The organism is Cryptosporangium sp. NPDC051539 (assembly GCF_044454545.1).
Taxonomy (GTDB): domain Bacteria; phylum Actinomycetota; class Actinomycetes; order Mycobacteriales; family Cryptosporangiaceae; genus Cryptosporangium.
The window spans coordinates 279,508-301,984 of record NZ_JBITDV010000014.1 but is presented as its reverse complement, the minus strand read 5'-3'; the positions used below and the strand labels follow the sequence as shown (position 1 = coordinate 301,984).

24 protein-coding genes and 4 pseudogenes are annotated in these 22,477 nt (G+C 69.5%); 17 read left to right on the top strand and 11 right to left on the bottom strand.

All coding sequences use genetic code 11. From position 1 onward, the window contains the following. Positions 1-192: 192 nt before the first annotated feature. Complete coding sequence (locus ACIBZJ_RS36875; RefSeq protein WP_395938126.1) at positions 193-1,104, bottom strand: phosphatase PAP2 family protein; 912 nt, start codon at positions 1,102-1,104, stop codon at positions 193-195. 572 nt (positions 1,105-1,676) lie between these two features. Between ACIBZJ_RS36875 and ACIBZJ_RS36870 the strand changes: the two are divergent. The 4 genes and pseudogenes from ACIBZJ_RS36870 to ACIBZJ_RS36855 form a co-directional block, all read left to right on the top strand. After that, positions 1,677-2,489 (top strand): annotated as a pseudogene (locus tag ACIBZJ_RS36870) (BTAD domain-containing putative transcriptional regulator); the annotation flags it as partial. Positions 2,490-2,645: 156 nt separating this feature from the next. Beyond that, complete coding sequence (locus ACIBZJ_RS36865; protein ID WP_395938160.1) at positions 2,646-5,132, top strand: ATP-binding protein; 2,487 nt, start codon at positions 2,646-2,648, stop codon at positions 5,130-5,132. An 85-nt stretch (positions 5,133-5,217) separates the two neighbouring features. Then, on the top strand, positions 5,218-5,820 hold the full coding sequence (locus ACIBZJ_RS36860) for a VanZ family protein (protein WP_395938124.1): 603 nt from the start codon (positions 5,218-5,220) through the stop codon (positions 5,818-5,820). A 130-nt stretch (positions 5,821-5,950) separates the two neighbouring features. Then, positions 5,951-6,355 carry a GntR family transcriptional regulator gene (locus ACIBZJ_RS36855; protein WP_395938122.1) on the top strand — a complete coding sequence of 135 codons (405 nt, stop codon included), beginning with the start codon at positions 5,951-5,953 and terminating at the stop codon, positions 6,353-6,355. Between the two features lie 84 nt (positions 6,356-6,439). Here ACIBZJ_RS36855 and ACIBZJ_RS36850 read toward each other — a convergent pair whose 3' ends face one another. Further along, entirely contained in the window at positions 6,440-7,330 is an 891-nt protein-coding gene (locus ACIBZJ_RS36850; RefSeq protein ID WP_395938158.1) for an ADP-ribosylglycohydrolase family protein, read from the bottom strand. A gap of 222 nt (positions 7,331-7,552) precedes the next feature. Here ACIBZJ_RS36850 and ACIBZJ_RS36845 point away from each other — a divergent pair, with 222 nt between their 5' ends. After that, positions 7,553-7,945, top strand: coding sequence for a transposase (locus ACIBZJ_RS36845; protein WP_395938120.1), 393 nt, complete (start codon positions 7,553-7,555; stop codon positions 7,943-7,945). A gap of 9 nt (positions 7,946-7,954) precedes the next feature. Here the strand turns inward: ACIBZJ_RS36845 and ACIBZJ_RS36840 are convergent, their stop codons facing one another. Further along, a complete protein-coding gene (locus ACIBZJ_RS36840; protein WP_395938118.1) occupies positions 7,955-9,160 on the bottom strand; it encodes a serine hydrolase domain-containing protein in 1,206 nt (401 codons plus the stop codon). Between the two features lie 135 nt (positions 9,161-9,295). On the opposite strand from ACIBZJ_RS36840, the gene ACIBZJ_RS36835 reads away from it, so the two are divergent. From ACIBZJ_RS36835 to ACIBZJ_RS36815, 5 genes are all read left to right on the top strand, one after another. Further along, a complete protein-coding gene (locus ACIBZJ_RS36835; protein ID WP_395938116.1) occupies positions 9,296-10,423 on the top strand; it encodes a histidine kinase in 1,128 nt (375 codons plus the stop codon). Further along, entirely contained in the window at positions 10,420-11,097 is a 678-nt protein-coding gene (locus tag ACIBZJ_RS36830) for a response regulator (protein ID WP_395938114.1), read from the top strand. Before ACIBZJ_RS36835 ends, ACIBZJ_RS36830 begins: the two co-directional genes overlap by 4 nt. Before the next feature lie 24 nt (positions 11,098-11,121). Beyond that, complete coding sequence (locus tag ACIBZJ_RS36825) at positions 11,122-11,334, top strand: Scr1 family TA system antitoxin-like transcriptional regulator (protein WP_395938156.1); 213 nt, start codon at positions 11,122-11,124, stop codon at positions 11,332-11,334. After that, positions 11,331-11,537 carry a DUF397 domain-containing protein gene (locus ACIBZJ_RS36820; RefSeq protein WP_395938112.1) on the top strand — a complete coding sequence of 69 codons (207 nt, stop codon included), beginning with the start codon at positions 11,331-11,333 and terminating at the stop codon, positions 11,535-11,537. The genes ACIBZJ_RS36825 and ACIBZJ_RS36820 overlap by 4 nt, the downstream gene beginning before the upstream one ends. Before the next feature lie 405 nt (positions 11,538-11,942). Then, complete coding sequence (locus ACIBZJ_RS36815; RefSeq protein ID WP_395938110.1) at positions 11,943-12,572, top strand: class I SAM-dependent methyltransferase; 630 nt, start codon at positions 11,943-11,945, stop codon at positions 12,570-12,572. A 59-nt stretch (positions 12,573-12,631) separates the two neighbouring features. On the opposite strand, the gene ACIBZJ_RS36810 is transcribed toward ACIBZJ_RS36815, so the two are convergent. Then, positions 12,632-13,333 (bottom strand): cation transporter, encoded by a 702-nt coding sequence (locus tag ACIBZJ_RS36810; protein ID WP_395938108.1) that lies wholly within the window; start codon positions 13,331-13,333, stop codon positions 12,632-12,634. Next, positions 13,333-13,662, bottom strand: a complete 330-nt coding sequence (locus ACIBZJ_RS36805) for an ArsR/SmtB family transcription factor (protein WP_395938106.1) — start codon at positions 13,660-13,662, stop codon at positions 13,333-13,335. Before ACIBZJ_RS36805 ends, ACIBZJ_RS36810 begins: the two co-directional genes overlap by 1 nt. A gap of 107 nt (positions 13,663-13,769) precedes the next feature. Between ACIBZJ_RS36805 and ACIBZJ_RS36800 the strand changes: the two genes are divergently transcribed. After that, a complete protein-coding gene (locus ACIBZJ_RS36800) occupies positions 13,770-14,531 on the top strand; it encodes a TSUP family transporter (protein ID WP_395938104.1) in 762 nt (253 codons plus the stop codon). Here the strand turns inward: ACIBZJ_RS36800 and ACIBZJ_RS36795 are convergent. The 6 genes and pseudogenes from ACIBZJ_RS36795 to ACIBZJ_RS36770 all read right to left on the bottom strand — a co-directional run bounded on the left by ACIBZJ_RS36795 (position 14,528) and on the right by ACIBZJ_RS36770 (position 17,787). Continuing rightward, positions 14,528-15,507 (bottom strand): annotated as a pseudogene (locus ACIBZJ_RS36795) (arsenic resistance protein). The gene ACIBZJ_RS36800 and the pseudogene ACIBZJ_RS36795 overlap by 4 nt on opposite strands. Positions 15,508-15,613: 106 nt before the next feature. Next, positions 15,614-15,922: pseudogene (locus ACIBZJ_RS36790) on the bottom strand (MerR family transcriptional regulator); the annotation flags it as partial. A 61-nt stretch (positions 15,923-15,983) separates the two neighbouring features. After that, a complete protein-coding gene (locus ACIBZJ_RS36785) occupies positions 15,984-16,298 on the bottom strand; it encodes a hypothetical protein (protein ID WP_395938102.1) in 315 nt (104 codons plus the stop codon). Beyond that, positions 16,295-16,762: a MerR family transcriptional regulator gene (locus ACIBZJ_RS36780; RefSeq protein WP_395938100.1), complete on the bottom strand. Its 468-nt coding sequence runs from the start codon at positions 16,760-16,762 to the stop codon at positions 16,295-16,297. The genes ACIBZJ_RS36785 and ACIBZJ_RS36780 overlap by 4 nt, the downstream gene beginning before the upstream one ends. Further along, entirely contained in the window at positions 16,759-17,094 is a 336-nt protein-coding gene (locus tag ACIBZJ_RS36775) for a hypothetical protein (protein WP_395938098.1), read from the bottom strand. Before ACIBZJ_RS36775 ends, ACIBZJ_RS36780 begins: the two co-directional genes overlap by 4 nt. Positions 17,095-17,154: 60 nt before the next feature. Further along, positions 17,155-17,787 carry a class I SAM-dependent methyltransferase gene (locus tag ACIBZJ_RS36770; protein WP_395938096.1) on the bottom strand — a complete coding sequence of 211 codons (633 nt, stop codon included), beginning with the start codon at positions 17,785-17,787 and terminating at the stop codon, positions 17,155-17,157. Between the two features lie 196 nt (positions 17,788-17,983). On the opposite strand from ACIBZJ_RS36770, the pseudogene ACIBZJ_RS36765 reads away from it, so the two are divergent. The 6 genes and pseudogenes from ACIBZJ_RS36765 (at position 17,984) to xerC (ending at position 22,337) form a co-directional block, all read left to right on the top strand. Continuing rightward, positions 17,984-18,309: pseudogene (locus tag ACIBZJ_RS36765) on the top strand (ArsR/SmtB family transcription factor). Next, positions 18,306-18,788: an SRPBCC family protein gene (locus tag ACIBZJ_RS36760; RefSeq protein WP_395938094.1), complete on the top strand. Its 483-nt coding sequence runs from the start codon at positions 18,306-18,308 to the stop codon at positions 18,786-18,788. The pseudogene ACIBZJ_RS36765 and the gene ACIBZJ_RS36760 overlap by 4 nt, the downstream one beginning before the upstream one ends. After that, positions 18,785-19,411 (top strand): maleylpyruvate isomerase family mycothiol-dependent enzyme, encoded by a 627-nt coding sequence (locus ACIBZJ_RS36755; protein ID WP_395938092.1) that lies wholly within the window; start codon positions 18,785-18,787, stop codon positions 19,409-19,411. Before ACIBZJ_RS36760 ends, ACIBZJ_RS36755 begins: the two co-directional genes overlap by 4 nt. 311 nt (positions 19,412-19,722) lie before the next feature. Further along, positions 19,723-20,322 (top strand): phage integrase central domain-containing protein, encoded by a 600-nt coding sequence (locus ACIBZJ_RS36750; RefSeq protein WP_395938090.1) that lies wholly within the window; start codon positions 19,723-19,725, stop codon positions 20,320-20,322. Then, entirely contained in the window at positions 20,274-20,957 is a 684-nt protein-coding gene (locus tag ACIBZJ_RS36745; protein ID WP_395938088.1) for a site-specific integrase, read from the top strand. Before ACIBZJ_RS36750 ends, ACIBZJ_RS36745 begins: the two co-directional genes overlap by 49 nt. Before the next feature lie 207 nt (positions 20,958-21,164). Beyond that, positions 21,165-22,337, top strand: coding sequence for a tyrosine recombinase XerC (gene xerC / locus ACIBZJ_RS36740; protein ID WP_395938086.1), 1,173 nt, complete (start codon positions 21,165-21,167; stop codon positions 22,335-22,337). Positions 22,338-22,477 lie beyond the last annotated feature (140 nt).

The window sequence follows — 22,477 nt, the reverse complement described above, 5'->3', positions numbered from 1 at the left end:
CGCCCCGCGCCCCGCGCCCCGCGCCCCGCGCCCCGCGCCCCGCGCCCCGCGCCCCGCGCCCCGCGCCCCGCGCCCCGCGCCCCGCGCCCCGCGCCGACGATCTCAGCCGAGCTGACCCCGTCCAACGCTTCACGACACGCCGGCCGCCTCGAGCCCTTCAACAGGCAGGCACCGCCGAAGCGTCGGACGAGCTCAATCGCCCCCCTGGGAGTCAACCGATCCGAACGCGTTGAGAGACCCGGGTCGGCCTCCGTCGATCGTGTCGCCTAACGACTTCGCCGGGCCCCGCACGTCGATCTGATCAGCGGAAGGATCCCCAGCCTCATGCCGCCGCCGAGACAACTGGGCGAACGTATCGGCGGCCGCGACACCGAGCAGCACCAGCAGGCCCGCGGCCAGCGCGTCCGACCAGTAGTGATTGCCGGTGACCACCACCACGAGCACGGTGACCACAGCGTGGGCCGGACCGATCCACCGCCACCGGCTCTTCGCGACGCAGAAGACAGCCGCCCCGGTGGTGATCGCCCAGACGCAGTGCAGGGACGGCATCGCGCCGAGCTGCGGCGCGAAGCCGGCGCCGTCGTCGGCGTAGACCCGCGGGCCGTACAAGCTCAACGTGTCGACGATGCTCGACAGCGCCAGGCGAGGCGGTGCCACCGGGATCACCTGCACGAGCTCACCGACGATCGTGCCGACCGCCAGCACGGTTCGCCAGCGCGCGAAATCCGGCCGGTGCCAGAGGTAGAGCCACACCAGGAAGATGGTCATCACCGGCATGTGACCGGCGATGTAGTACCAGTTCGCCGCCTTGATGAGCAGGTGGCTCTGCATCGCGAGGTGCTGAGTCCATTCCTCGCTCGGGAGGTGGACCGTGCGTTCGAAATTCACGATGGCCAGGCCGTGGGCCACCGCTTGGGAGTTGCCCCCCAGGTTCAGCCGCCCGACGAGCTGCCAGACGGCGTAGAGGACCAGCGAGATCGCGCTCTCCTGGGCCAGGTCGCGAACCCACAGCCAGCGCCGCGACGGGACGTACACGCGCATGATCGTCGCCAGCACAGCGAGTCCGATGCTGAGCCAGACCGCGGCTCGCCACGACAACCACATACGTCATATCTACCCGGCAACGTCCGACCGGCGGCAAGCGGCCCGAAACGCCGGAGATTCTGCACCCGATCACGTCGGGCACGGTCTGACTGCCGATCCCCCCGGTCGTCGCTGTTGCAGACGCGAGACACCACGAGTTCGTCTCCGCGACGCTGACTCAGGCCGTCGAACGTCTCGCGACCGACCTGCGGTTCCTCGACGTCCGCGGTGCGTGCGAACGAGAACCGCGCCACCTGCTCCACGGTGAGCTGTCGCCTCGAGCTGATCAACCCACGGCCTTTCGTGCTCCCATTGCGGCATCGCCGGCGATCACGAGAGAAGTCCTGGGTCGGTGGCGAACTCAGCGGCGAGTCGGCCGCCAGCGCGGTACCGCTGAACAGTGCCACCAACGACCACCAGTACTGGCGCATCGCCGCCGACACCGGTGTGGTCGCGTGGAACTCGAGCTCGCCCGGCGCGACGCGGGCGATCTCGCCTGCTACCCGGTCCAACCGCGCGGCGGACAACTGCGGGATCTCGGCGTCGATGTCCTCGGCGCTGGCGCTCACCGAGACGCCGGCCGGACACCCACCATGCGCAGCCCCTACCGGAGGAGCGAACCACCGGCTGCCCTCGTCCGGACGTGCCCAGCGAGCGACGGGGGCGTTCGAGTTCGTCCACAACCGACAGTCGGGTTCGTGACTGTCGGCTGTCGGGCGTTCACTTCGATCAACTATCTTTCTCGCTTCATGGGGGAATTGCAGGTTCGCCTTCTCGGCCCGGTCGACATCGTCAAAGGTGACGAAGCTCGGCCGGTGGCCGGGCTCCGACGCAAAGCCATTTTGGCCGCTCTCGGACTGAGCCGCGGAATCGTGGTGAGCGTCGATCGCCTCATCGATATCGCCTGGCACGAATCCGCGCCTGCCACCGCGGTGAATACCCTGCAGCAGAACATCTCGTATTTACGAACGGTCTTCGGAGACCGGAGCGCGATCGTCTCACGCTCTCCGGGATACGTATTGAATACGGCCGAACCCAGTGACGCCGAAACCGCCGACCGGCTCATCGAACGCGCGAAATCGGCACCGGACGCCGAAGAACGCGCGCGGCTCCTCACCACGGCCCTCGCGCTCTGGCGCGGACCTGCACTTGCCGACGTGGCCGCGCTTCCCGAATTGCAATCGCACGCCCACCGATTGCAGAACCTCCGCGCGCAGGCCGAAAGCGAGCTCATCGACGTGCGCCTCTCGCTGGGCGATCATGCCCGGCTGTTGCCCGAGTTGGGTAAGCGCGCCGCCGAGCATCCGTTCGACGAACGCGTCCAGATCCAGCTCGTCCTGGCGCTGTATCGCGCCGGCCGGCAGTCCGAGGCGCTGGACGTCGTCCGTCGAATCGGGGTCGCGCTCCGTGGTGAATTGGGCGTCGATCCGGGACCAGAACTCCGTGAGGTGGAAGCGGCCATCCTCCGTCATGAAGTCCCACCGGTCGCCGCGCAACCGAAACGCGTTTCGTCTCTCGCCGCGGCCGCGGTGGTCCCGGTTCCCCACCAGCTTCCGGGAGAGGTGAGCGGCTTCATCGGCCGGGACACACAGCTGAGGTGGTTGTCCCAGCGCTCGTCCTCCGGAGACAGCTCTACCGGCGTGGTGATCGCGGCGATTGCCGGCGCCCCCGGGGTGGGCAAGACGGCGTTGGCGCTCCGGTGGGCGCATCAGGTGCGCGACCGATTCCCGGATGGGCAGCTCTACGTCAACCTAGGCGGCTACGCGAGAGGCGCGGAGATCTCGCCGCTCACTGCGCTGTCGGGCTTCCTGGACGCGTTGGGGATTCCGTCCGAGAGGGTGCCGGTCGACCTCGACCAGGCAGCCGCGGTCTACCGATCGTTGCTGACCGGGCGCCGGGTCCTGGTTCTGCTCGACAACGCCGCCAGCGCGGCTCAGGTACGGCCGCTGTTACCCGGTAGCGCTGGGTGCCTGGCGCTGGTCACCAGCCGCAAACGACTCTCGGGCCTCACGGCTCGGGACGGGGCGCACCGGCTGACCCTCGACGTGCTCTCCCCGGACGAGGGCGTCGCCCTGCTCCGAGCCGGCCTGGCACCCGAGCGCGTCGATGCGGAGCCCGACGCGCTCGGCGAACTGACCACGGCGTGCGCGCACCTGCCGCTGGCGCTGCGCATCACGTTGGCCCTGCTCAACGATCACCCTGATCGTTCGATCGCCGACCAGGTCGAGGCGCTCAACGGCGATGACTGGATCAACGTGTTGTCGATCGAGGACGACCCCGACACCGCGGTGGGGCCTGCCTTCGAACTGTCCTACCGCGCCCTGCCGACGCCGGCCCAGAGGATGTTCCGGCTCCTGGGGATCGTGCCCACCGCTAGCTTCACCGCGCCTGCGGTCACCGCCCTTACGGGCCTGCCACGGCCGGACGTCGACCGCATGCTCGACCGGTTGGCCGCCGCGCACCTCATCGGACCCAGCACGCTCGGCCGGTACACGACGCACGACCTGTTACGCCGGTATGCCGCGATCCGCGCGAGCGAGTCCGACTCCGAGCCGGTTCGCGCCGCGGCGATCGGCCAGCAAATGGATTGGTATCTGGCCACCGCGGACAGCGCGGCTCAGTTGCTCTATCCGCAGATGCTGCGGTTGCCGCTGGAGGCGCGGCGTACGGCCGGGGGCGAGATCTTCGCCGATCCCGATGCGGCCCTGGCCTGGCTCGGCGGCGAGCGCAGGAACCTGGCCGCGGTGATCACTCACGCTGCCGAGCACGGCCCGAGGCCCCTCGCCTGGCTGCTCGCGGACACGCTGCGGGGCTACTACTTCCAGTCGCGCCACATGATCGAATGGCTGGACGTCACCCGGGCCGGACTCGTCGCCGCAGAGCAGGACGGCGATCTCCGAGCGCAGGCCGCGATGAAGCTGAGCCTCGGCACCGCCGAGGCCAGCGCCGGCCGCGGTCTCGCGGCGATCGAGCACTACGCCTCCGCCGCTGACCTGGCGAAGCGGTCCGGTTGGGTCGACGGGGAGGCCGCTATCGCCGGCAACCTCGGCAACGTCCACGCCGAGGTGGGTCGACTTCCGCCGGCGATCGCGGCCCACACGAGAGCGTGGCGCCTCTATCAACAATCGGGACGGCTCGCCGGCCAGGCGAACACACTGTGCAACCTCGGCTACCTCGCCCGGCAGCTCGGTGATCTGCGCATCGCGGCCGACCATCACGCCGAGGCACTGCGCCTGTTCCGGCAACTCGGCTCCGTCGCCGGCGAGGCTCAAGCCAGGGAGAACCTCGGCGAGACCGAGCACGACCTCGGGCGGCTCGAGTCCGCCCGAGATCACTTGGAGGCGGCGCTGGCTCTTCACGGGCAGCTCGGCAACCGCTACGGCGAGGCCGGCACGCTGCTCTACCTCGCCGGCGTCCGTCGCGACGCAGGGCAGCTCGCCGCCGGCCACCAACTAGTCGAAGCGGCGGCGCAGGTGGCCGCCGACCTCGACGACGAACGTATCGAGGCGGAGGCCAGCAACGTCCTCGGCACGATCCAGCTGCGACTACGTCACCCGCGAGAGGCCCTCGCCGCGCACCGGCGCGCGCTCGACCTCGCCCGCGACGCCAGCGCTCACTACTCCAAGATCGTCGCGACGCTCGGCCTCGCGGAGGTCGCCGTGAGTCAGCACGACTGGACCGGAGCCGCCGATCTGGCGGATCGGGCACGGCACTTGGCCCAGCACGCCGGCTACCGCGTGCTCGAAGCCAATGCCCGGACGACGCTGGCCGCCGCACACCTGGCGTCCGGCCGGGGCGACCAGGCCACGGAAGCGGCCTATCGGGCCCTCACTCTTCACGCCCAGACCGGCCACCGGCTCGGTGAAGCACGGACACTCACGATCCTGAGCCAGATCGCCGACACCGACGCCGAACTCGGTGCCCTCTGGTCGGACCGCGCCCGCGCGACCTACCTCGCTTGCGGCGTCCCCGACGGCACCGTCGAAGAGATGCTGAACGGGGCTCCGAGCGGGCGACGGCACCCCCGTCGTCCCAGCGCCACGGCGTGAGTCATCCATTAACGGCCCACACGCCGCGTTTGGGTGTCCCGGCTACGCTGCGTCACGTCCGAGGCCGTCCGAGGAGACCCGCACGATGCCCGACCCGTACTACGAGATCTCCCGGCTGCCAGTGGCCCTGCCGCTCGCGGCGGCCGCCGTCGCGGCACTGCTGTGGCGACTGCGTCGCGTCGCGGCTCTGACCTGGCCGCGGGTCCTGGTCGTCGTCGCGTTCTGCGCCTACGGCGCCGCCGTGCTCGCCGCAACCCTCCTGCCGATCCAGCTCGGCAAGCCCGGCTACCCGGTGCCGTGGCGATGGCTCGTCAACCTCAGCCCACTGATCGACGCCGAGTGGTACGACGTGGTGCAGAACGTGGTGCTGTTCGTTCCCCTGGGTGTACTGCTGCCACTCGTCGCCCGTGTCGACTCGGTCCGCCGGATCCTGCTCGCCGGGTTTCTCGCCAGCCTCACGATCGAACTGCTGCAGTTCGTCTCCGACCTCACGATCCGCGCCGGCCACGCGGTCGACATCAACGACCTGCTGGCCAACGTCCTCGGGGCGCCCGTCGGATACGGCCTCTTCCGCGGCGCGCTGCGCCTACCTGCCCTCGCGCGCCTGGCCGACGCCGCAACCTGGCCGGCGCGAACGTCCGGCGAGGCCGGCCCGCAGCACGTCAGCGAGACGGCGCCCGGCGCCTGACCGTCACCGGCGCCAGGCGGGCCAGCGTCCGGTCGGTGCGGTCTCGCGCTCCAACCGCTGCTGCAGTGATTGACAACGGAGGTCCGGCTCTCCATCCTGTCTTACTGTCGTAAGACAATAGGGATGCGATGTGATCGAGTTCGTTCTGGACGGCCGTTCCCGGGTGGCCACGTACATGCAACTCGTGCTTCAGGTGAAGCAGGCGCTGCGAGTGGGGCTGGCCGAGCCCGGTGATCAGCTGCCGAAGGTGCGGCAAGTGGCGCAGTCGCTGGCGATCAACCCGAACACGGTCCTGAAGGCCTACCGGGAACTGGAGCTGGAGGGCCTCGCCGAGGGGCGCCCCGGCGTCGGAACCTTCCTGGTCCGTGGCCTGGCCGGGCCGTCGCTGGAGCACCAGGGCGGGCTGCGTGACGACTTCGTCGACTGGCTGCGCAAAGCCCAGGCCGTCGGCTTGAGCCCGGAGGACATCGCCGCCCTGGTCGAGACGACGATGCGCGCCACCCTCGACCGGCCCCCGACCAAGGAGAAGCGATGACCCAGGTACCTGGCGCGGTCCCCATCGCGCAACGGGTCGCTGGCGGCAAGAGCGGACGTTGGTCGCCGTCGCTTCAGCCGTCGGTTAAGCGAATGGCGACGTGACGAAGTCTGGCAGCGGCTCGCGGGAGGTCCGCCAGTCGAGAGGGATACCGTCGCGACCGGTGTACGTCGCGACGACGCCTCCGACGATCGCCGCGGTCGTGTCGACGTCGCCGCCGGCTCCGATGCAGGCCAGGATCGCCGAACGGTAGTCGTCGAGGTAGGTCGCGGCGACCCAGAGCGTGAACGGCACGGTGTCCTGGGCGAGGACCTGCGAGCCGTTGCCCAAGAGGTAGGCCGCTTCGGCGACCGTTGCGCCAAGTAGCCGCTGTGCTGCCTCCACCCCGGCTTTCACCCGGCTATCGACGAGGTGGTCCAGAACTGCGTCCAGGATCGCGGACGGCGCGGGCCGGACTCCGTTGTGTCGGGCCTGGCCGGCGCTCGCGGCGGCGACCGCCACCCCGACGGCTCCGAGGACCGCTTCGGGGTGCACATGGGTCACTTCGGCCGAGCGCACCGCGTCCAGGGCGGCGGTCGTGGGGCTTTCGGCATGGAACGCGCCGATGGGCGCGACGCGCATCGCGGCGCCGTTGCCCATCGATCCCTGTCCGCCGAAGGCTGCTCGTGACGCCTCCCGCCATCCGGTGCCGTTGCGGATCTGCCGGAGTATCTGCACGGCGCCACCGCCGTATCCGCGGTAGGGCTCGAAGTGCTCGGCGAAGGCGGCCGCGAGATCGTCCTGGTCGATAGCGCCGTTCACGCCGAGAACGGTGACCACCGAGCAGGCCATCTCGGTGTCGTCGGTCCACGGCCAGGGAGAGTCCGGAGCACGTCCCGCTACAAGGTCTGGGAACGACGTGCCCGGAACGAAGAACTGGGCGCCCATCGCGTCGCCGACAGAGAGTCCGTGAAGGCTGTCGAAGCAGAGTTCCATGGAGGGATCCCCGGCGGCGCGCAAGCGCGACGACGTCTTCGACGGTGAAGGTCCCGTCGCGTGATGAGGCCGCCGCGTCGACCGAGGCAGTGTTGGTGCTGCCCGCGCCGGTGGTGCTGCCCGCCGAACCCAATGCAACCCGACGGACCGGGGGCCGGACGTGCGTACCCTGGTCGATCGCCGCCGCTCGCCGGGCGAGGACCACATCAGGATGGCTCTCGCGTGTCCGACCGCGCGACGCCGCGGGCAAGACGCACCGACGTGTCGCCGCGGACCTCGTCGCCGACCGCTCCCATCGACGCCTCCTCCGGAGACCACGTCCGGCACCGGCTCTCCCGCGGCGGCAACCGGCAGATCAACCGAGTGCTGCACACCATGGCCGTGGTCCAGTTACGCAACGCGACCCTCGGGCGGGCCTACTACGACCGCCTCAAGAGCGAAGGCAAAACCTCGATGGAGGCGATGCGCGCGCTCAAACGTCGACGTCGACGTCGACGATCAGCCGCGCCCGACGCGGTGGTGCTGGCCGACGGCTTCTCCTGCCGCACACAGGTCGACGACCTGCGCGACCGGCCGTCCGTCAACCTGGCCCAGCTCCTCGCGCCGGGGCCCTGACCGCCGGGGTCAGGAGCAAAGCGCGTCCTCGATCAGGGTCAGCGACTGGTCCCGCGTCGGGGCCGGTGCGCCGGGCTCGGGGACCAGCGAATCGGTGTTGAGCGACACGATGATGCTGCGGCTGCCCTGCGAGTTCACACCGTTGCGGGTCTTGTAGCCATGGATGTCGCCGCCGTGTGACCAGATCAGGCCGCACGAACTCGGGGTCGACATCAGACCCAGCCCGTACCGGGCACCCGGGAACGGGGCCTGGAACCCCGGCGCCGGGACGGTCTTCTTCATCTCGGCCAGCTGGGCCGGGCGCAGCAGCGTGCCGGCGAGCAAGGCCCGCAGGAACGTGTTGCCGTCCGCGGTGGTGCTGATGATCGCACCGGCCGCGTCGCCCCAGGTCGGGCTGAGCTCGGTGGCGTCGATCGCCGGGCCGTACTTCGGGTCGGTCGCGGTCGCGTCCGGGCCGGGGAACCGCTCGTAGCCGATCGCGTGCGGCTCCGGGACGGTGTGGTCGGTCGCCGGGATCGTGGTGTCCTTGAGCCCGAGCGGCCGAATGATCCGCCGGGTGACCTCGGCGCGCCAGTCGTGGCCGGTGACCTTCCGGATGATCAGGCCGGCCAGCACGTAGTTCGTGTTGGAGTAGCTCCAGTTCGTGCCCGGGGCGAAGTTCGGCTTCAGCGCCATCGCGAACGCGACCAGCTGCCGGGCCGCGTAGTCCTTGTCCCGGCCGGCCGTGAAGCCCTCCTCGCTGCCGAGGAACGCGAACTGCGGGGCGGCCAGGTAGTCGGGCAGGCCGCTGGTGTGCTGGAGGAGCTGACGGACGGTGATCTTCGTGCCGTCGTTGCCGTTGCCGGTGACGACGCCCGGGAGCCACTTGTCGACTGAGTCGTCCAGCGAGAGCCTTCCTTCGCCGACCAGTTGCAGCACGGTTGTCGCGACGAACGTCTTGGTGAAGCTGCCGACGCGGAACTTCGCGTCCCACGGCACCGGCTTCCCGGTCGTCGTGTCGGCGACGCCGGCGCGGACCCGCACGTGCCCCGTCGACGTGGAGAGATCCGCGAGAACACCCGGGGCGCCCTGGCGGAGGATCGCGTTCGCGTCTTTCTGCAGCTGCCCGGGAACCTGCGTCGCGGACGCGTCCGGGGTCTGCGTGACCGCACCGATCACCCCGGCCACCCCGAGAACTGCCACCGTCGCCGCTGCTGCCATCGGAAGTCGTTTCATGCCGGGAAAGCTACGGGCGGCGGTGACGCTGAGTCATCGCCCTGAGAGGGCAACTGACCTACCCCCCTGGTGGTAGGTGGATCCGCTCCAGCCGGGTGACGCGGCGCGGGCCGGGCCTCACTAGCGTGATGCTCCGTGCGGGTCAGACCGAAAGCGTTCGCGATCGACGTGCTGCTGGCCGGCGTCCTGAGTCTGGTGACGGTGGGCGCGGCGTTCGTGCGCCCCGGTCCCGTCGCGGTGCTCGCGGTGGTGTTGTCGCTGCTCACGTCGGCGCCGATCGCGTTACGCCAGGCCGCGCCGGTCGGCGTGCTGAGCGTCGTGCTCGGAGCCGAGCTGGCGCTGGCGGTGCTGGCCGGAAGCACCTTTCCGGACGGTGGCTTCGCGGTCGTGATCGCCGGGATCTCGGTGGCCACGCTGTGTTCGCGGCGGACCGCGCTGGTCATGCTGGGGGTGACGTGTCTCGTGCTGATCGGGTGCCTGCTGATCACCGGCGTGAACGCGTCGGCGGCGCTGTTCTGGTCGGAGGGGATCAAGGCGTTCCTCGGCGTCGTCGTGGCCTGGACGATCGGCATCGGCACACGGCGGTGGGCCGAACGCACCGAGCGCCTGGCCTTACAGGCCGAGCGGGCCGCACTCCGGGCCGAGCGGGCCGCGTCGAACGAACGGGTCCGGATCGCCCGGGAACTCCACGACGTCGTCTCGCACCACATGTCGGTGATCTCGTTGCAGGCCGGGGTGTCCCGGTTCCTGCTCGACACCGACCGGGACGCGACCCGGACCGCGCTGGTCGCGGTCGAGGACTCCAGCCGCGAGGCGCTGTCGGAGATGCGCCGGCTCCTCGAAGTGCTCCGCCCGAACGAAGACGCCGACTACCGGCCTCAGCCGGGGCTGGCCGAACTGGACGGTCTGGTCGAACGGACCCGCGCGGCCGGCGTGCCGGTCGCCGTGACGGTCACCGGCCGGGCCCGGCCGCTGGCCTCCGGCCCGGACCTGTGCGCCTACCGGGTAGTCCAGGAGTCGCTGACGAACGTGATCAAACACGCCGGCCCGGCCGACGTCCGCATAGAAGTGGACTACGGCGAGAACACCCTCACGCTGCGGGTCCTCGACGACGGCGCGGGGCCGACGACGGCGGGGAAGACCGAAACGGCGGCGCACGGCATCCGCGGGATGCGGGAGCGCGCCGAGCTCTACGGCGGGGTGCTGACCGCCGGACCGCGGGAGGAGAGAGGGTTCGGCGTGGTCGCCCGGTTGCCGATATGACGATCCGGATCCTGGTCGCCGACGACCAGGCGTTGATCCGCGGCGGACTCGTCGCGCTGTTCACCGCGGTGCCCGGGATCGAGGTGGTGGGCGAGGCCGGCGACGGGGCCGAAGCGGTCGAGCTGGCCACCCGGACCCGGCCGGATCTGATCTTCATGGACATCCGGATGCCGGTCCTCGACGGGATCGCCGCCGCACGCACGATCTTCGCGACCGATCTCGAGCCGCGTCCGAAAATCGTCGTGCTGACGACGTTCGACCTGGACGAGTACGTCTACGCGGCGCTCGGCGAAGGCGCCTCCGGCTTCCTGCTGAAGGACACCGCGCCGGAACGGATCCTCGCGGCGGTGCACACCACGATGGCCGGGGACATGCTGATCACGCCGTCGATCACCCAGCGGCTGATCGAGCACTCCTCGCGGCACCATCGGGTCTCGGTCGTCGGTCAACCCCAGCTGACGTCGCTGACCGGCCGGGAGCTGGAGGTGTTGCGGCTGGTCGGGATGGGTCTGAGCAACGAGGAGATCGCCAGGCGCCTGGTGCTCAGCGCGGAGACCGTGAAGACCCACGTGAAGCACGTGATGGCCAAGCTCGGCCTGAACAGCCGCGCGCAGGCGGTGGTGATCGCGTACGAGACCGGGCTGGTGGTGCCGGGCACCGCCGAGCAATCGTAATGTTAGAGGCGGCGCAGCCTCACCATCCCCGACTTCGACAGCGACGATCCCCCGGTCGTCTACCTGGAGAACATCAGCGGCGCGTTGTTCCTGGATAAGGCCTACCATGTGCAGGGACACAGCCTGGCGTTTGACCATCTCAGGGCGACCGCCTTGTCCCCGGCGGACACGGTTACGCTTCTGCGCGGCAAGGCCGACGCCATGAAGGCACAAGCAGTAAGGGAGGGCGCAGAATGACTGCGCCAGAGTTTGCTAACGCAGTGTGGCGCAAGAGCACACGGAGCAACGGAACGGGACAGTGTGTCGAGGTCGCCGTCCTCGGTGAGGCGATCGCGGTACGCGATTCGAAAAATCCCGAAGGGCACGTGCTTCTGCTGCGGCCTGCCAACTGGTCAAGGTTCTTGGTGAATGTTAAGTCAGGGATGTTCGACCCTCAGTGAGTTGCTGACCGACGCTGAGGCGAAGCACGACGCAGGTTGACGCCATCAAGAATTGAGCCGCGCGTAGCCCGTCCGAGTGTCTTTGCACAGCTGAAACACCACGAGCCCGGCCGCGACGGGCGGAGAGCAGCGCGTTGATCACCGTGGACAACAACGAACGCATCAGGTCCGGGGAGGCGTCGGAGAGGGCTTGGCCCAGCAGGCGGCCAGGGTCGATCATGTGTGGTGCGGTCATCGCGTCGATGCCCTTTCGAGAGTGCTGTGAGAGGTTCGCTCGAAAGATCACGCGATGGCCGCGTTCCTCGTTCAGCCCAACCGGGCCGCCCGACGATCACGCCAACCGCGTCACACCACTATCAGGGACGCAACTCGGATGCTGTGAACGCTCGACGGGAGGAGTCACCCGTGTCCGAGCTCAAAAGCCGCGACGCCCGTCTTCGCCGGTTCTGGGACAAACAGTCGAAGTCCTATGACCGGCAGATGGGGTTCATGGACCGCCGCTTCTTCCGCGACACCCGGGCATGGATCTGTCGGCAGGCGGCCGGTGAGACCCTCGAGGTGGCGATCGGCACCGGGTTGAACTTGCCGCACTATCCCGCCGGCGTCCGGCTGACCGGCGTGGAGTGGAGCCCGGAGATGCTCGACCGGGCCCGCCGTCGCGCGACCGACCTCGGCCGGGATGCGGATCTGCAAACCGGGGACGCCCAATCGCTGCCGTTCCCCGATGCGTCTTTCGACACTGTGGTCTGCACGTTCTCGCTTTGCGCGATTCCCGACGACCGCCGGGCGGTCGGCGAAATGGTGCGGGTGGTCCGCCCAGGCGGACTCTTGCTACTCGCCGACCATGTCGAAGCCACATCCCGGATCGGACGCCTGCTGCAGCGATCACTTGAGCTCTACACCGTTCGGTTCCAAGGCGAGTACTGGCGTCGCCGACCGATCCGCCACGTCCAGGCACTCGGCCCACCGATCGAGCATCACGACGGCTTCAGTTACGGAGCCGTCGAGCGATTCGCCGCTCGAGTCCCGGGCTGACTGACCCGCGGCCGGCCTGCCGCCTCAGCAAACGCTAGCCACGTAAGTGGCGTAGGCCGTTAGTCACCCGCGCAGCAGCCGTCCGCACAACCGTCCGTATCCGTAGATGAGGCCGGGGTCAGTGCGGCGGCCGGGGAGCAGCAGGCGTCCCCACGCCAAGCCTCTCGGCCCTCCTTGACCGCCACGACCGCGATCACCAGAGCGGCGACCGGATCCGCCCACCACCAGCCGAACAGCGAGTTCACCGCCAGTCCGACGAGGAGGACACCGGAGAGGTAGGTGCACAGCAGCGTCTGTTTGGAGTCCGCGACGGCTGACGCGGACCCCAACTCGCGGCCGGCCCGGCGCTGTGCTGCTGAGAGCACCGGCATGATCGCCAGCGACAGCGCGGCCAGCACGAGGCCGATCGTCGAATGCTCGGCACGGTCGTCACCGAGAAGTGCTCGCACTGACTCGACCCCGACATAGGCTGCAAGGGCGAAGAACGACACCGCGATGATCCGCAGCGCCACCTTCTCCCGCGCTTCCGGGTCCTTCCCGGAGAACTGCCAGGCCACCGCCGCGGCCGAGGACACTTCAATGATCGAGTCCAGTCCGAAACCGATCAGCGCCGTCGAAGAGGCGATGCTCCCGGCGGTGATCGCGACGATCGCCTCGATCACGTTGTAGGTGATCGTGGCGGCGACCAGAAGCCGCACCCGCCGCGAAAGCACCGCGCGACGAGCCGGAGACGGACCGAGGCCGAGCAGCGGCAGGCTCATCAGCAGCAACCTTTCTCGTCGGAGTCGGGACAGGCCGCCGGGTCCACGGCCAGCACCAGACCCAGCAGGTCGGTCAAGGCGTGGGCCAGCCGCGGATCGGCGAGCTCGTACCGGGTGCGGCGACCCTCCGGGACGGACACCACGAGCCCACAGCCCCGCAGGCACGCCAAGTGGTTCGACAGGTTCTGCCGCGACGCACCCAGCAACTCGGCCAGATCCGCCGGATACCCCGGCCCGTCCCGCAGTGCCAACAGCACCCGTGCTCGCACCGGGTCGGACAGCGCGTGCCCGAACCGCGCCAGCACCTGCCCGTACGTCGCCGTCTCCATAAGGCCGGACAGTACATCAGATGATGAATACATCGCTAGATGTACTCCGAGGGCTTCGGCGCTCTCGGGATCTCCGCCGGTAGAGTCCGCGGCTTGTGGACGGGTGGATGCTCGCGGCAGCGTTTCTCGCCGGACTGGTGATCGCTGTGGTGACCGCGCCGGTGGGGGTGTCCGGTGCGGTGTTCCTGCTGCCGGTGCAGCTCAGCGTGCTGCACGTCCCCAACCCGGCGGTGACACCGACGAACCTGCTGTTCAACGTGATCGCCGGCCCGGGAGCGCTGCTGCGGTACGCCCGGGCCGGTCAACTGTGGAGTCCGCTCACCGGGCAGTTGCTGGCGGGCACGGTGCCGGGCGTGGTGATCGGCGCGGTGGTGCGGGTGTTCCTGCTGCCGGGCGCGGCAGTGTTCCGGCTGGTCGCCGCTGGTGTGCTGCTGCCGCTGGGCTGCTGGCTCTGCGTCCGCGCTCTCCACCCGGGGCGGGTCAGGGCAGCACCCGCGGGCCAGGTGACGGTGCTGGCGTTCGTCGTGGGTGTGGTCGGCGGGATCTACGGCATCGGTGGTGGCTCGATTCTCGGGCCGATCCTGGTCGGCCGGGGTCAGCCGGTGGCGGTGGTAGCGCCGGCCGCGCTGGCCTCGACGTTCGCCGCGTCGCTGGCCGGGGCCGCCACCTACGCGCTGCTCGCGCTCGTCGCGCCGGGCAGTATCGCGCCGCACTGGACCTTGGGGCTGCTGGCCGGGCTCGGGGGTCTGGCCGGCGGCTATCTGGGCGCGCGGCTCCAGCCCCGGCTGCCCGAGACCGGTCTGCGGTTCCTGCTCGGCGTCATCGCCGCAGCGGTCGGCGGGATGTATGCGGTCCAATCGCTGGTCTAGCGCACGAGCCGGGGCACGGCACGGACGTAGATCACCATGCCGATCACCTCGACCAGAGTCTGCGTGACCACGACGACCCCCGCGACGGCAAGGTCACCGGGCAGCGCGAGAGCCAGCGGAAGCACGACCAGCGAATTGCGGGTCGCACCGGTGAACACGATCGCGCGGCTATCGGCCACCTCCAGCCGGAACAGCCTCGCGACGAGCAACCCGGCCACCGCCATCACAACCAGGAACAGAACGTAGAACGGCACGACGCCGACGACGCGGGCGAAATCACCGTCGAGACGCGGGACCTGGGACGCAACAACGGTCAGCAGCGTGACCGCCATCAGCGGCACCATCGTGGCCCCCATCGCCGTGGAGAACCGCTCCCCCGCGGTCCGGCGCGCGGCCCAGGCCTGGGTAAGCCACGCCAACGCCAACGGCACGACGATCAGGATCACGAACGCCTCGACGAACGGCCGCACCTCCACCACCTCGGCCAACTCCGCACCGAGGAACAGGTACAGCAGGGCCGGCAGCGCGAGCATCTGGGCCAGCAGGAGCAGCGGTGTCGCCGCGAGCAACCGGCGGGCGTTTCCGCCGGCCAGGCCGGAGAAGACGATGACGTAGTCCACGCACGGCGCCAGCAGAACGAGCAGCACACCCAGCCGGACCGCCCGATCATCGGGCAGGAACGCGAACCCGCCGGCCACCACCAACGGCACGACCACGAAGTTGACGACCAGCGCCGCGGCCAGGAACACCCCGCCCGCAGCGACCGACCCAGCTCCGCCGCCGGGACCTGCAGGAACGTGACAAACAGCAGGGCGGCGAGGACGGGGTTGATCGCGTGTTCCAGGCCGGGTCCGGCCGCCGGTGCCGCCCGTCCGACCACCGCGCCGGCGACCAGGGCCCCGACGTAGGCGGCGACCTGGTGCTTCTCCAGGGACGCGGCGAGGCGTGCCGGGCCCTGCTGCGTAGTAGCGCTCATCGAACAGTTCCGGCCGCAGGCGGGCGCAGGAACGCGCACTGCGGATCACAGCGTCCGGACCGGTCCGGGGGCTGTCTAGGTGCTCGATCGAGCGGCGCAGCGTCGACGCGAAGTCCAGCAGTTGCGCGGCGCGCTGCTCGGCGTCGGCGATCCGGGCCGTGATCCGCGGCCGCAGATCCTGCTTGACCTGCGTACACGAGCTCGTGTCGCGGACTTGCAGGAGTTCGGCGATCTTCTCCAGCGGCAGGCCGAGGTTCTTGGCCGCGCCGATGAACGCCAGCCGTTCGACCGCGTCCTGCCCGTACACCCGGTATCCGGCCGGGGTCCGCTCGGTCGGGAGGAGACCGGCGGTTTCGTAGAACCGCAGTGTGGTGGCCGGGACCCCGGTCCGCTCGGCCAGGCCGGAGATACGCATCGTGCTCACCGGCCGACGGTAAACCCTCGACCTGACTCGAAGGTCAAGCCGCCCGCGCAGGTCAGCAGGCGCAATCGTCGCCGCAACCGGACTGCCCGGCACGCTGCGCGCGGCGGCGCCGCAGCCACAGCAGCCCACCGGCGGCGAGCATCAGCACCGCTCCCACCCCGAGAAACACGTTCTGCAGGCCGGCCGCCGCTGCGCTCGTGAGGAGCCCGACCCCGACCAGCACCGGCAAGCAACACGCCGCGCACGCGATCAGCAGGCCCAGGCCGCCGGAGATGGCCCCGGCCGATGCGGCCAGCCACCCCAGGATCCGGCCTCTGGGGCGCGCGGCAGTTTTCTCGATCGGCAGCAGTTCCAGTGGCGTGGTCATCCGTGTCCTTCCGAGACGGCGAGGGGCAGCACGGTGGAACCGGCCGGCACGTCGGCCAGCGCGGTGAACGGCAACGGGCAGCAGTCGCTGCCCGCGCACGCGGTCAAGTCGTCGCAGCCGGCGTCCAGTGCCTCGACGAGCGTGGCGCGGATGGTCTGCAGGTCCCGGATCCGGGCGTCGACCTCCACGAGCTTCGCCCGGGCCCGGGCCTGCAGCCCGGTGTCGGTGCGGTGCCGGTGACGGCCGGCTTCGCGCAGGTCGGCGACCTCGTCGAGGGTGAACCCGAGGCGTTGCGCGACCTTGATCACCCGCAGCACCGTCACCGCTTCGGCCGGATACACCCGATGCCCGCCGCTGGTCCGATCCGGCTCGGCCAGCAGACCCCGCCGCTCGTAGTAGCGCAGCGTCTGCGTGTTCACCCCCGCGGCCGTCGCGACCTGGCTCGTCCGCAACCCCTCACTCACGACGCCACCAGACCGGACGCCCGCTCGATCAGGCCGTCGAGCACCGCGACCTGCTCACCCGGCACCTCGACGCCGAGCCATAGCGTGTCCGCGTCGGCCGGTGTGAAAGTGAAGGTGAAGAACGAGCAGCACGCCGTTTCCCGCGCGGTGATGTCCGCTGCCTGCGCGCGTGCGGCCTCTAGCAGCAGGATCCGGGCCCGGGTCGGGCCGAGCCGCTCCACCCGGCGGGCCGCCGTGGTGAACAGATTGTCGAACTCGGCGATCCGCAGCGGGCGATCCGCGGTCGGCAGCGTGCACGAAGAGGGCGCCCACTCGGCGCTCGAGGTCGTCATGAAACGACCGTAAGCCTGTACCTAGGTACCGAATGCAAGCGTCGTGGCCCGATCGCCGGGCTAGATCTTCGCGCTGGGGTCGGGATCGGCGAGAAGCACCCAGGTGAACGGCTGCAGCCCGCCGCCGGGCGTGCGGTGCTCCTGCCGGGCGCTGTCCACCAGCTCCAGCCGCGGGAACTCGGCGGCGAGTTCCTGCGGGGTGTAGCGGGCGGTGGGCAATCCCGAGCACTGGGTCGGCCCGTCCGCGGCGAAGGTGCCGATCACCATGCGGCCACCCGGAGCCAGAGCCTCCGACGCGGTGCGCCGGTAGCGGTCCCGCGCGGCCGCGTCGGTGAGGAAGTGGAACACCGCGCGGTCGTGCCAGAGTGCGTAGCGGCGTTGCGGATGCCAGGACAGCACGTCGGCGACCAGCCATTGCACCCGCTCGGCCGCCGGTCCCAGCCGCGCCCGGCTGGTCGCCAGCGCTTCGGCGGCCACGTCGAGCACCGTCACGTCGGCGTAGCCGGCCGCCAGCAGCCGGTCGGCCAAGACGCTCGCGCCGCCGCCGACGTCGATGACCGGATCGCCCGGGCCAGTGCCCGCCTCGGCGATCAAGCCCAGCGACTGAGCGGGGTCGGACTCGAACCAGCTGACCTCGGTCACGGCCCGGCTGCCGTACACGCCGTCCCAATGCGCGCGCCGCTCGTCCTCCACGCCGCCAGCCTTCCATCTCGACAGGGCATGCCTCCAGCCCATTCACCCGAGCTTCACCTCACGCCCGCCGGGCACCCCCCTTTCCGCCGCGCGACTTCCCGAGATCATCACCCAGCACGTCACCGCCGCGATCGACGGCGTCATCAGCACCGCGAGGGCTTGAGACGCGCACTATGTGCGTCTAGGCTTACCGTTCGTGGCAGCTTACGGAGATGCCGGTCTGGGCCTGCTCGGAGACCCGAGCCGGCGGGCGATCTTCGAGCTGCTCGCCCGCGAACCGTGCTCGGTGCAGGAGCTGGCTGACCGGCTGCCGATCAGCCGACCGGCGGTGTCTCAGCATCTGCGTGTCCTGCGCGACGGCGGGCTGGTGATCAGCCAGGCCGAGGGAACCCGCCGGATCTACCGGCTCAACCCCGATGGCGTCGAGGCCCTGCGCACGTGGTTGGACGGGGTTGGGGCGCCGCGCTCACGAATTTCCAGAAAGCGGCCGACGCCGCCCGCGACCACGGAGCCTCGTCATGACTACTGCTGCCTCCATCCCGCCGATCACCGGGACCGTCACCGTCGGCCTGCCGATCGAACTTGCCTTCGCGCTGTTCACCGGATCGGTTGACGCGTGGTGGCCGCACCAGTTCCACATCGGGCCGGCCGACGTCGCCGAGATCCTCCTCGAACCGGCCGTGGGCGGGCGCTGGTACGAACGCGGCGTCGACGGCAGCGAATGCGACTGGGGCCGCGTCCTGGCCTGGGAGCCCCCGGACCGAGTGGTGTTCACCTGGCAGATCAACGGTTCCTGGCAGTTCGACCCCGACCCCGCGCACGCCAGCGAGATCGAGGCCCGCTTCACCGCGACCGGCCCCGACGAGACGACCGTCGACCTCGAACATCGCTACTTCGAACGCATCGACGGCGGGCAGACGATCCGCGACACCATCCAGGGCGGCGGCAGCTGGAAACTCCTGCTCGACAGCTACGCCACCCTCGCGGCCAGTCAGTCATGACCGACACGATGCGGCTCGCCGAAGACGAGCGCGCCGAACTCCTCGACCTGCTCACCGGGCTCACCGCCGAGCAGTGGGAGGCCCCGACGCTGTGCACGGGATGGTGCGTCCGCGACGTCGTGACTCATGTCGTCAGCTACGACGAGCTCAACCCGCTGGGCGCCGTCGGCGCCTTCCTCCGGGGCGGCTTCCGGTTCGGCCGCGTCAACCAGCTACGCATCGACGCCTACGCCGACCGCAGCCCCGACGAACTGATCACTCTGTTCAAAGCATGCCTGCATCCCCGCGGAATCACCGCGGGCCGCGGCGGCCGGATCGCGCTGTGCGACGGCATGATCCACCAGCAAGACATCCGCCGACCCCTCGGCCTGCCCCGCACGATCCCGGCGGAACGGATGATCGCCACCCTCGACTTCGCCCGCACCGTCCCGCTGATCCACGCCCCGAAACGCATCCGCGACCTCACCCTCGCCGCCACCGACCTCGACTGGACCACCGGCACCGGCCCCCGCGTCGAAGGACCCGCCGAAGCCCTCCTCATGGCCATCGCCGGCCGCAGTGGCATCACCGACGAACTCACCGGCCCCGGCCTGCCCACCCTCGCCCAACGAATCGGCGGATGACGACACCCCACGCCTGACCCCCGCCACGCCACCTCCACCCTCAGGCGGATACCCGCACCATTCCGCGAGCGCAGTCTCGAAGACAAACCGCAGCTCACGGGGGTAAACGATGGCCAGACACGGCACCATAACCAGATACTGCACCTGCAACAGCGACCACCCACGCCGGCGCCGCAACCGCACCTGCCCACGCCTGTCCGAACGCGGGCACGGCCGATGGGCGTTCGACTGCCGCATGCCCGACCTCACCGGCCGCTCCCGCCAAGTCCGCCGCGGCGGTTTCCTCACCAAAACCGCTGCCCTCCGCGCCCGTGACGAACTCCTCTCCCAGACACCCGAACTCCGCGCCGGCGCCGCCTGGACCCTCGAGCAATGGCTCAATCACTGGATCAGCACCCGCACCTCCATCCGGGCCCACCACCGCGCGCAGCTACCACAGCCACATCGAGCTCTACCTCGTCCCCACCCTCGGCCACTACAAGCTCGGACAAGTCACCGCCCGGCAACTCACCGCCGCCTTCGCCGAACTCGCCCAGCGCACCAACCGCTACGGCCAACCCCTCGCCGGCTCCACCCTCCACCGCGTCCGCGCCACCCTCCGCGCCGCATTCAACTCCGCGATCCGCGAAGGCATGATCACCGACAACCCGGCCCGCCGCATCGAGCTCCCACCGGCCCGCCGTCCCCACGCGGTCGTCTGGACCGACACCCGCGTTCAGCACTGGCACCGAACCCACGAGCGAGACTCGGTCTCGGTCTGGACCGTCGACCAGCTCGCCGTCTTTCTCCAACGGGCTCAGCGCGACCGGCTCCACGCTCTCTTCCACCTGTCGCTCTCCGCGGCCTCCGGCGGGGCGAAGCCGTGGGCCTGCGGTGGTGTGACGTCGACCTCGACGCGCGGCAGATCATGATCACCCAGTCGACCACCGAGTCCGGCTCGGAGATCGTCACAGGACCGCCGAAGAGCGCCGCCAGCCGCCGCACGATCGCGATCGACAAACACACCGTCGCAATCCTGCGCGCTCATGCCGAACGACAGCGCTTCGAGCGCCGCGCCGCCGGATACGACTGGGTCGACACCGGTCACGTCTTCACTCGCATCGACGGCACCCAGCTGCGGCCCAGCACCGTCACCTACCGCTTCCGGAAACTCTGGAAGGACGTCGGACTGCCGCCGGTCCGCCTCCATGACCTCCGCCACGGCGCCGCGAGTCTGGCGCACTGCGCCGGCGCGGACCTGAAGACGATTCAAGATCAGCTCGGGCACGCCAGCATCGTCCTCACCGCCGACACCTACACCAGCGTTCTCCCACCCGCCCAACACGACGCAGCAGCGGCCACCGCCCTCCTCGTCCTCGACGCCGCCCGGCGACTGAGAGGAGATGTGACCGCAGCGAACCGCCGCCGGCGCGCACGCGTGAACGCACGCAAACGACGGCTCGGTGAGAGCGCAAAGCCACAGGTCACAGCCTCACAACGGCTCACGCGACCGCAAGCAACCTGCCGGAAGAAGCGAGCAACCGGCGAGCAAGCAGTGTCCGCATAGGAACACGTAAGAGCGCATTGCCCCAGGTCAGCGGGTGGGCCGCCTGGGGATCGAACCCAGAACCCGCGGAATTCCAGTGGCAATTTTTCGTTGCTTTTCGTTAATTGCCGATTGTGCCCCTAACCTGCACAGACGCTATTCTTTGGTTCCTATTCATCACCCCTGTAATTCGTCATTTTCGGGGGGTTAATGGGGTATAGTAAAGGCATGGGACGGCCAACACTTCCGCTCGGCACCTACGGTTCGATCAGTACCGAGCGTTACGGCAAAGGATATCGGGCGCGTACGTACTTCCGGGATTTCGACGGAGTGACGCGTCGAGTCGAGCGGCACGGAAAGACCAGGGGTGCTGCTGAGAACAATTTGCGTGAGGCTTTACGAGATCGCGGGACCAGTGGCGGTTCGGTGGGGATCACGCGTGAGACTCGGTTGAACGTGCTCGCCGAAGAATGGTGGAAGCAGGTCGAGGCGGGAAAGCTCAGCATCAGCACGAAGGAGAAGTACCGGTACCGGCTGGATGGGATCATCCTTCCGGCGCTGGGGAATCTGAAGCTGCGTGAGCTCACGGTGTCGGTGCTGCATCGTCATCTGACGACGGTCGGCGAGAAGCACGGGAAGTCGTCGGCGAAGATGGTTCGCACGGTGCTTTCTGGGGTGCTGACTCGGGCGGTTCAGGAAGACGCGCTCGACCGGAATCCGGTGCGTGAGGTCGCGTCGCTGGACATGGGGCCGAAGAAGCTCGCTCGGGCGCTGACGGTGGAACAGTGCGTGGCACTGCGGGCGGCGCTGCGGGCCGACAAGAAGGCGACCGACCGGGACCTTCCGGAGTTCGTGGACTTGATGCTCGCTACGGGGCTGCGGATCGGTGAGGCGGCGGCGGTCGTCTGGGATGCCGTGGATCTGGAGGCGCGCACGGTGGAGGTACGGGGCACCGTGATCCGAATCAAGGGCAAGGGGCTGATGATCAAGGAGGAGCCGAAGACTGACGCCGGTTACCGGACGCTGGTGATGCCCGCGTGGGCGGTCGAGATACTGAAGGGTCGTCTACCGGATTCGGGTGAGCCTCGGGGCGGTGACGTGGTGTTTCCGGCGGTCATGGGCGGTCTTCGTGATCCCTCGAACACTGCGGCGGATCTGCGGGACGCTTTCGACGACACCGGGTTTGACTGGGTGACCTCTCACGTGTTCCGCAAGACGGTGGCGACACTGATGGACCGTGCGGGACTGGGTGCGCGGGCTGCGGCTGATCAGCTCGGCCACAGCAAGGTGTCAATGACGCAGGACAACTACTACGGGCGGAACGTGGCGGACACGGGTGCGGCGACGGTGCTGGAAGCGCTGGTTCCGGCGGCGGCCGGTGGTGCTGCGTCGGCGGCGTGAGGGCTTGGTTGTGCTCATCGGGTGGGGGTGCGGGCGTCGGCTGGCGAATGGTCGTGAACCTTCGGCGGTCGGCGTCCGTGCCTCTTCTGTCGCCGCGCTGATCGCCGTACGGGGTTGATGTTCCCCCGTTTCTGATTTCC

Coding starts and splice junctions, on each gene's coding strand:
- ACIBZJ_RS36760 (WP_395938094.1), top strand. CDS start 18,306: ATGACTACTGCTGCCTCCATCCCGCCGATCACCGGGACCGTCACCGTC.
- ACIBZJ_RS36785 (WP_395938102.1), bottom strand. CDS start 16,298: ATGACCACGCCACTGGAACTGCTGCCGATCGAGAAAACTGCCGCGCGC.
- ACIBZJ_RS36755 (WP_395938092.1), top strand. CDS start 18,785: ATGACCGACACGATGCGGCTCGCCGAAGACGAGCGCGCCGAACTCCTC.
- ACIBZJ_RS36800 (WP_395938104.1), top strand. CDS start 13,770: ATGCTCGCGGCAGCGTTTCTCGCCGGACTGGTGATCGCTGTGGTGACC.
- ACIBZJ_RS36840 (WP_395938118.1), bottom strand. CDS start 9,160: ATGAAACGACTTCCGATGGCAGCAGCGGCGACGGTGGCAGTTCTCGGG.
- ACIBZJ_RS36875 (WP_395938126.1), bottom strand. CDS start 1,104: ATGTGGTTGTCGTGGCGAGCCGCGGTCTGGCTCAGCATCGGACTCGCT.
- ACIBZJ_RS36830 (WP_395938114.1), top strand. CDS start 10,420: ATGACGATCCGGATCCTGGTCGCCGACGACCAGGCGTTGATCCGCGGC.
- ACIBZJ_RS36805 (WP_395938106.1), bottom strand. CDS start 13,662: ATGGAGACGGCGACGTACGGGCAGGTGCTGGCGCGGTTCGGGCACGCG.
- ACIBZJ_RS36850 (WP_395938158.1), bottom strand. CDS start 7,330: ATGGAACTCTGCTTCGACAGCCTTCACGGACTCTCTGTCGGCGACGCG.
- ACIBZJ_RS36820 (WP_395938112.1), top strand. CDS start 11,331: ATGACTGCGCCAGAGTTTGCTAACGCAGTGTGGCGCAAGAGCACACGG.
- ACIBZJ_RS36775 (WP_395938098.1), bottom strand. CDS start 17,094: ATGACGACCTCGAGCGCCGAGTGGGCGCCCTCTTCGTGCACGCTGCCG.
- xerC (WP_395938086.1), top strand. CDS start 21,165: ATGGGACGGCCAACACTTCCGCTCGGCACCTACGGTTCGATCAGTACC.
- ACIBZJ_RS36860 (WP_395938124.1), top strand. CDS start 5,218: ATGCCCGACCCGTACTACGAGATCTCCCGGCTGCCAGTGGCCCTGCCG.
- ACIBZJ_RS36810 (WP_395938108.1), bottom strand. CDS start 13,333: ATGAGCCTGCCGCTGCTCGGCCTCGGTCCGTCTCCGGCTCGTCGCGCG.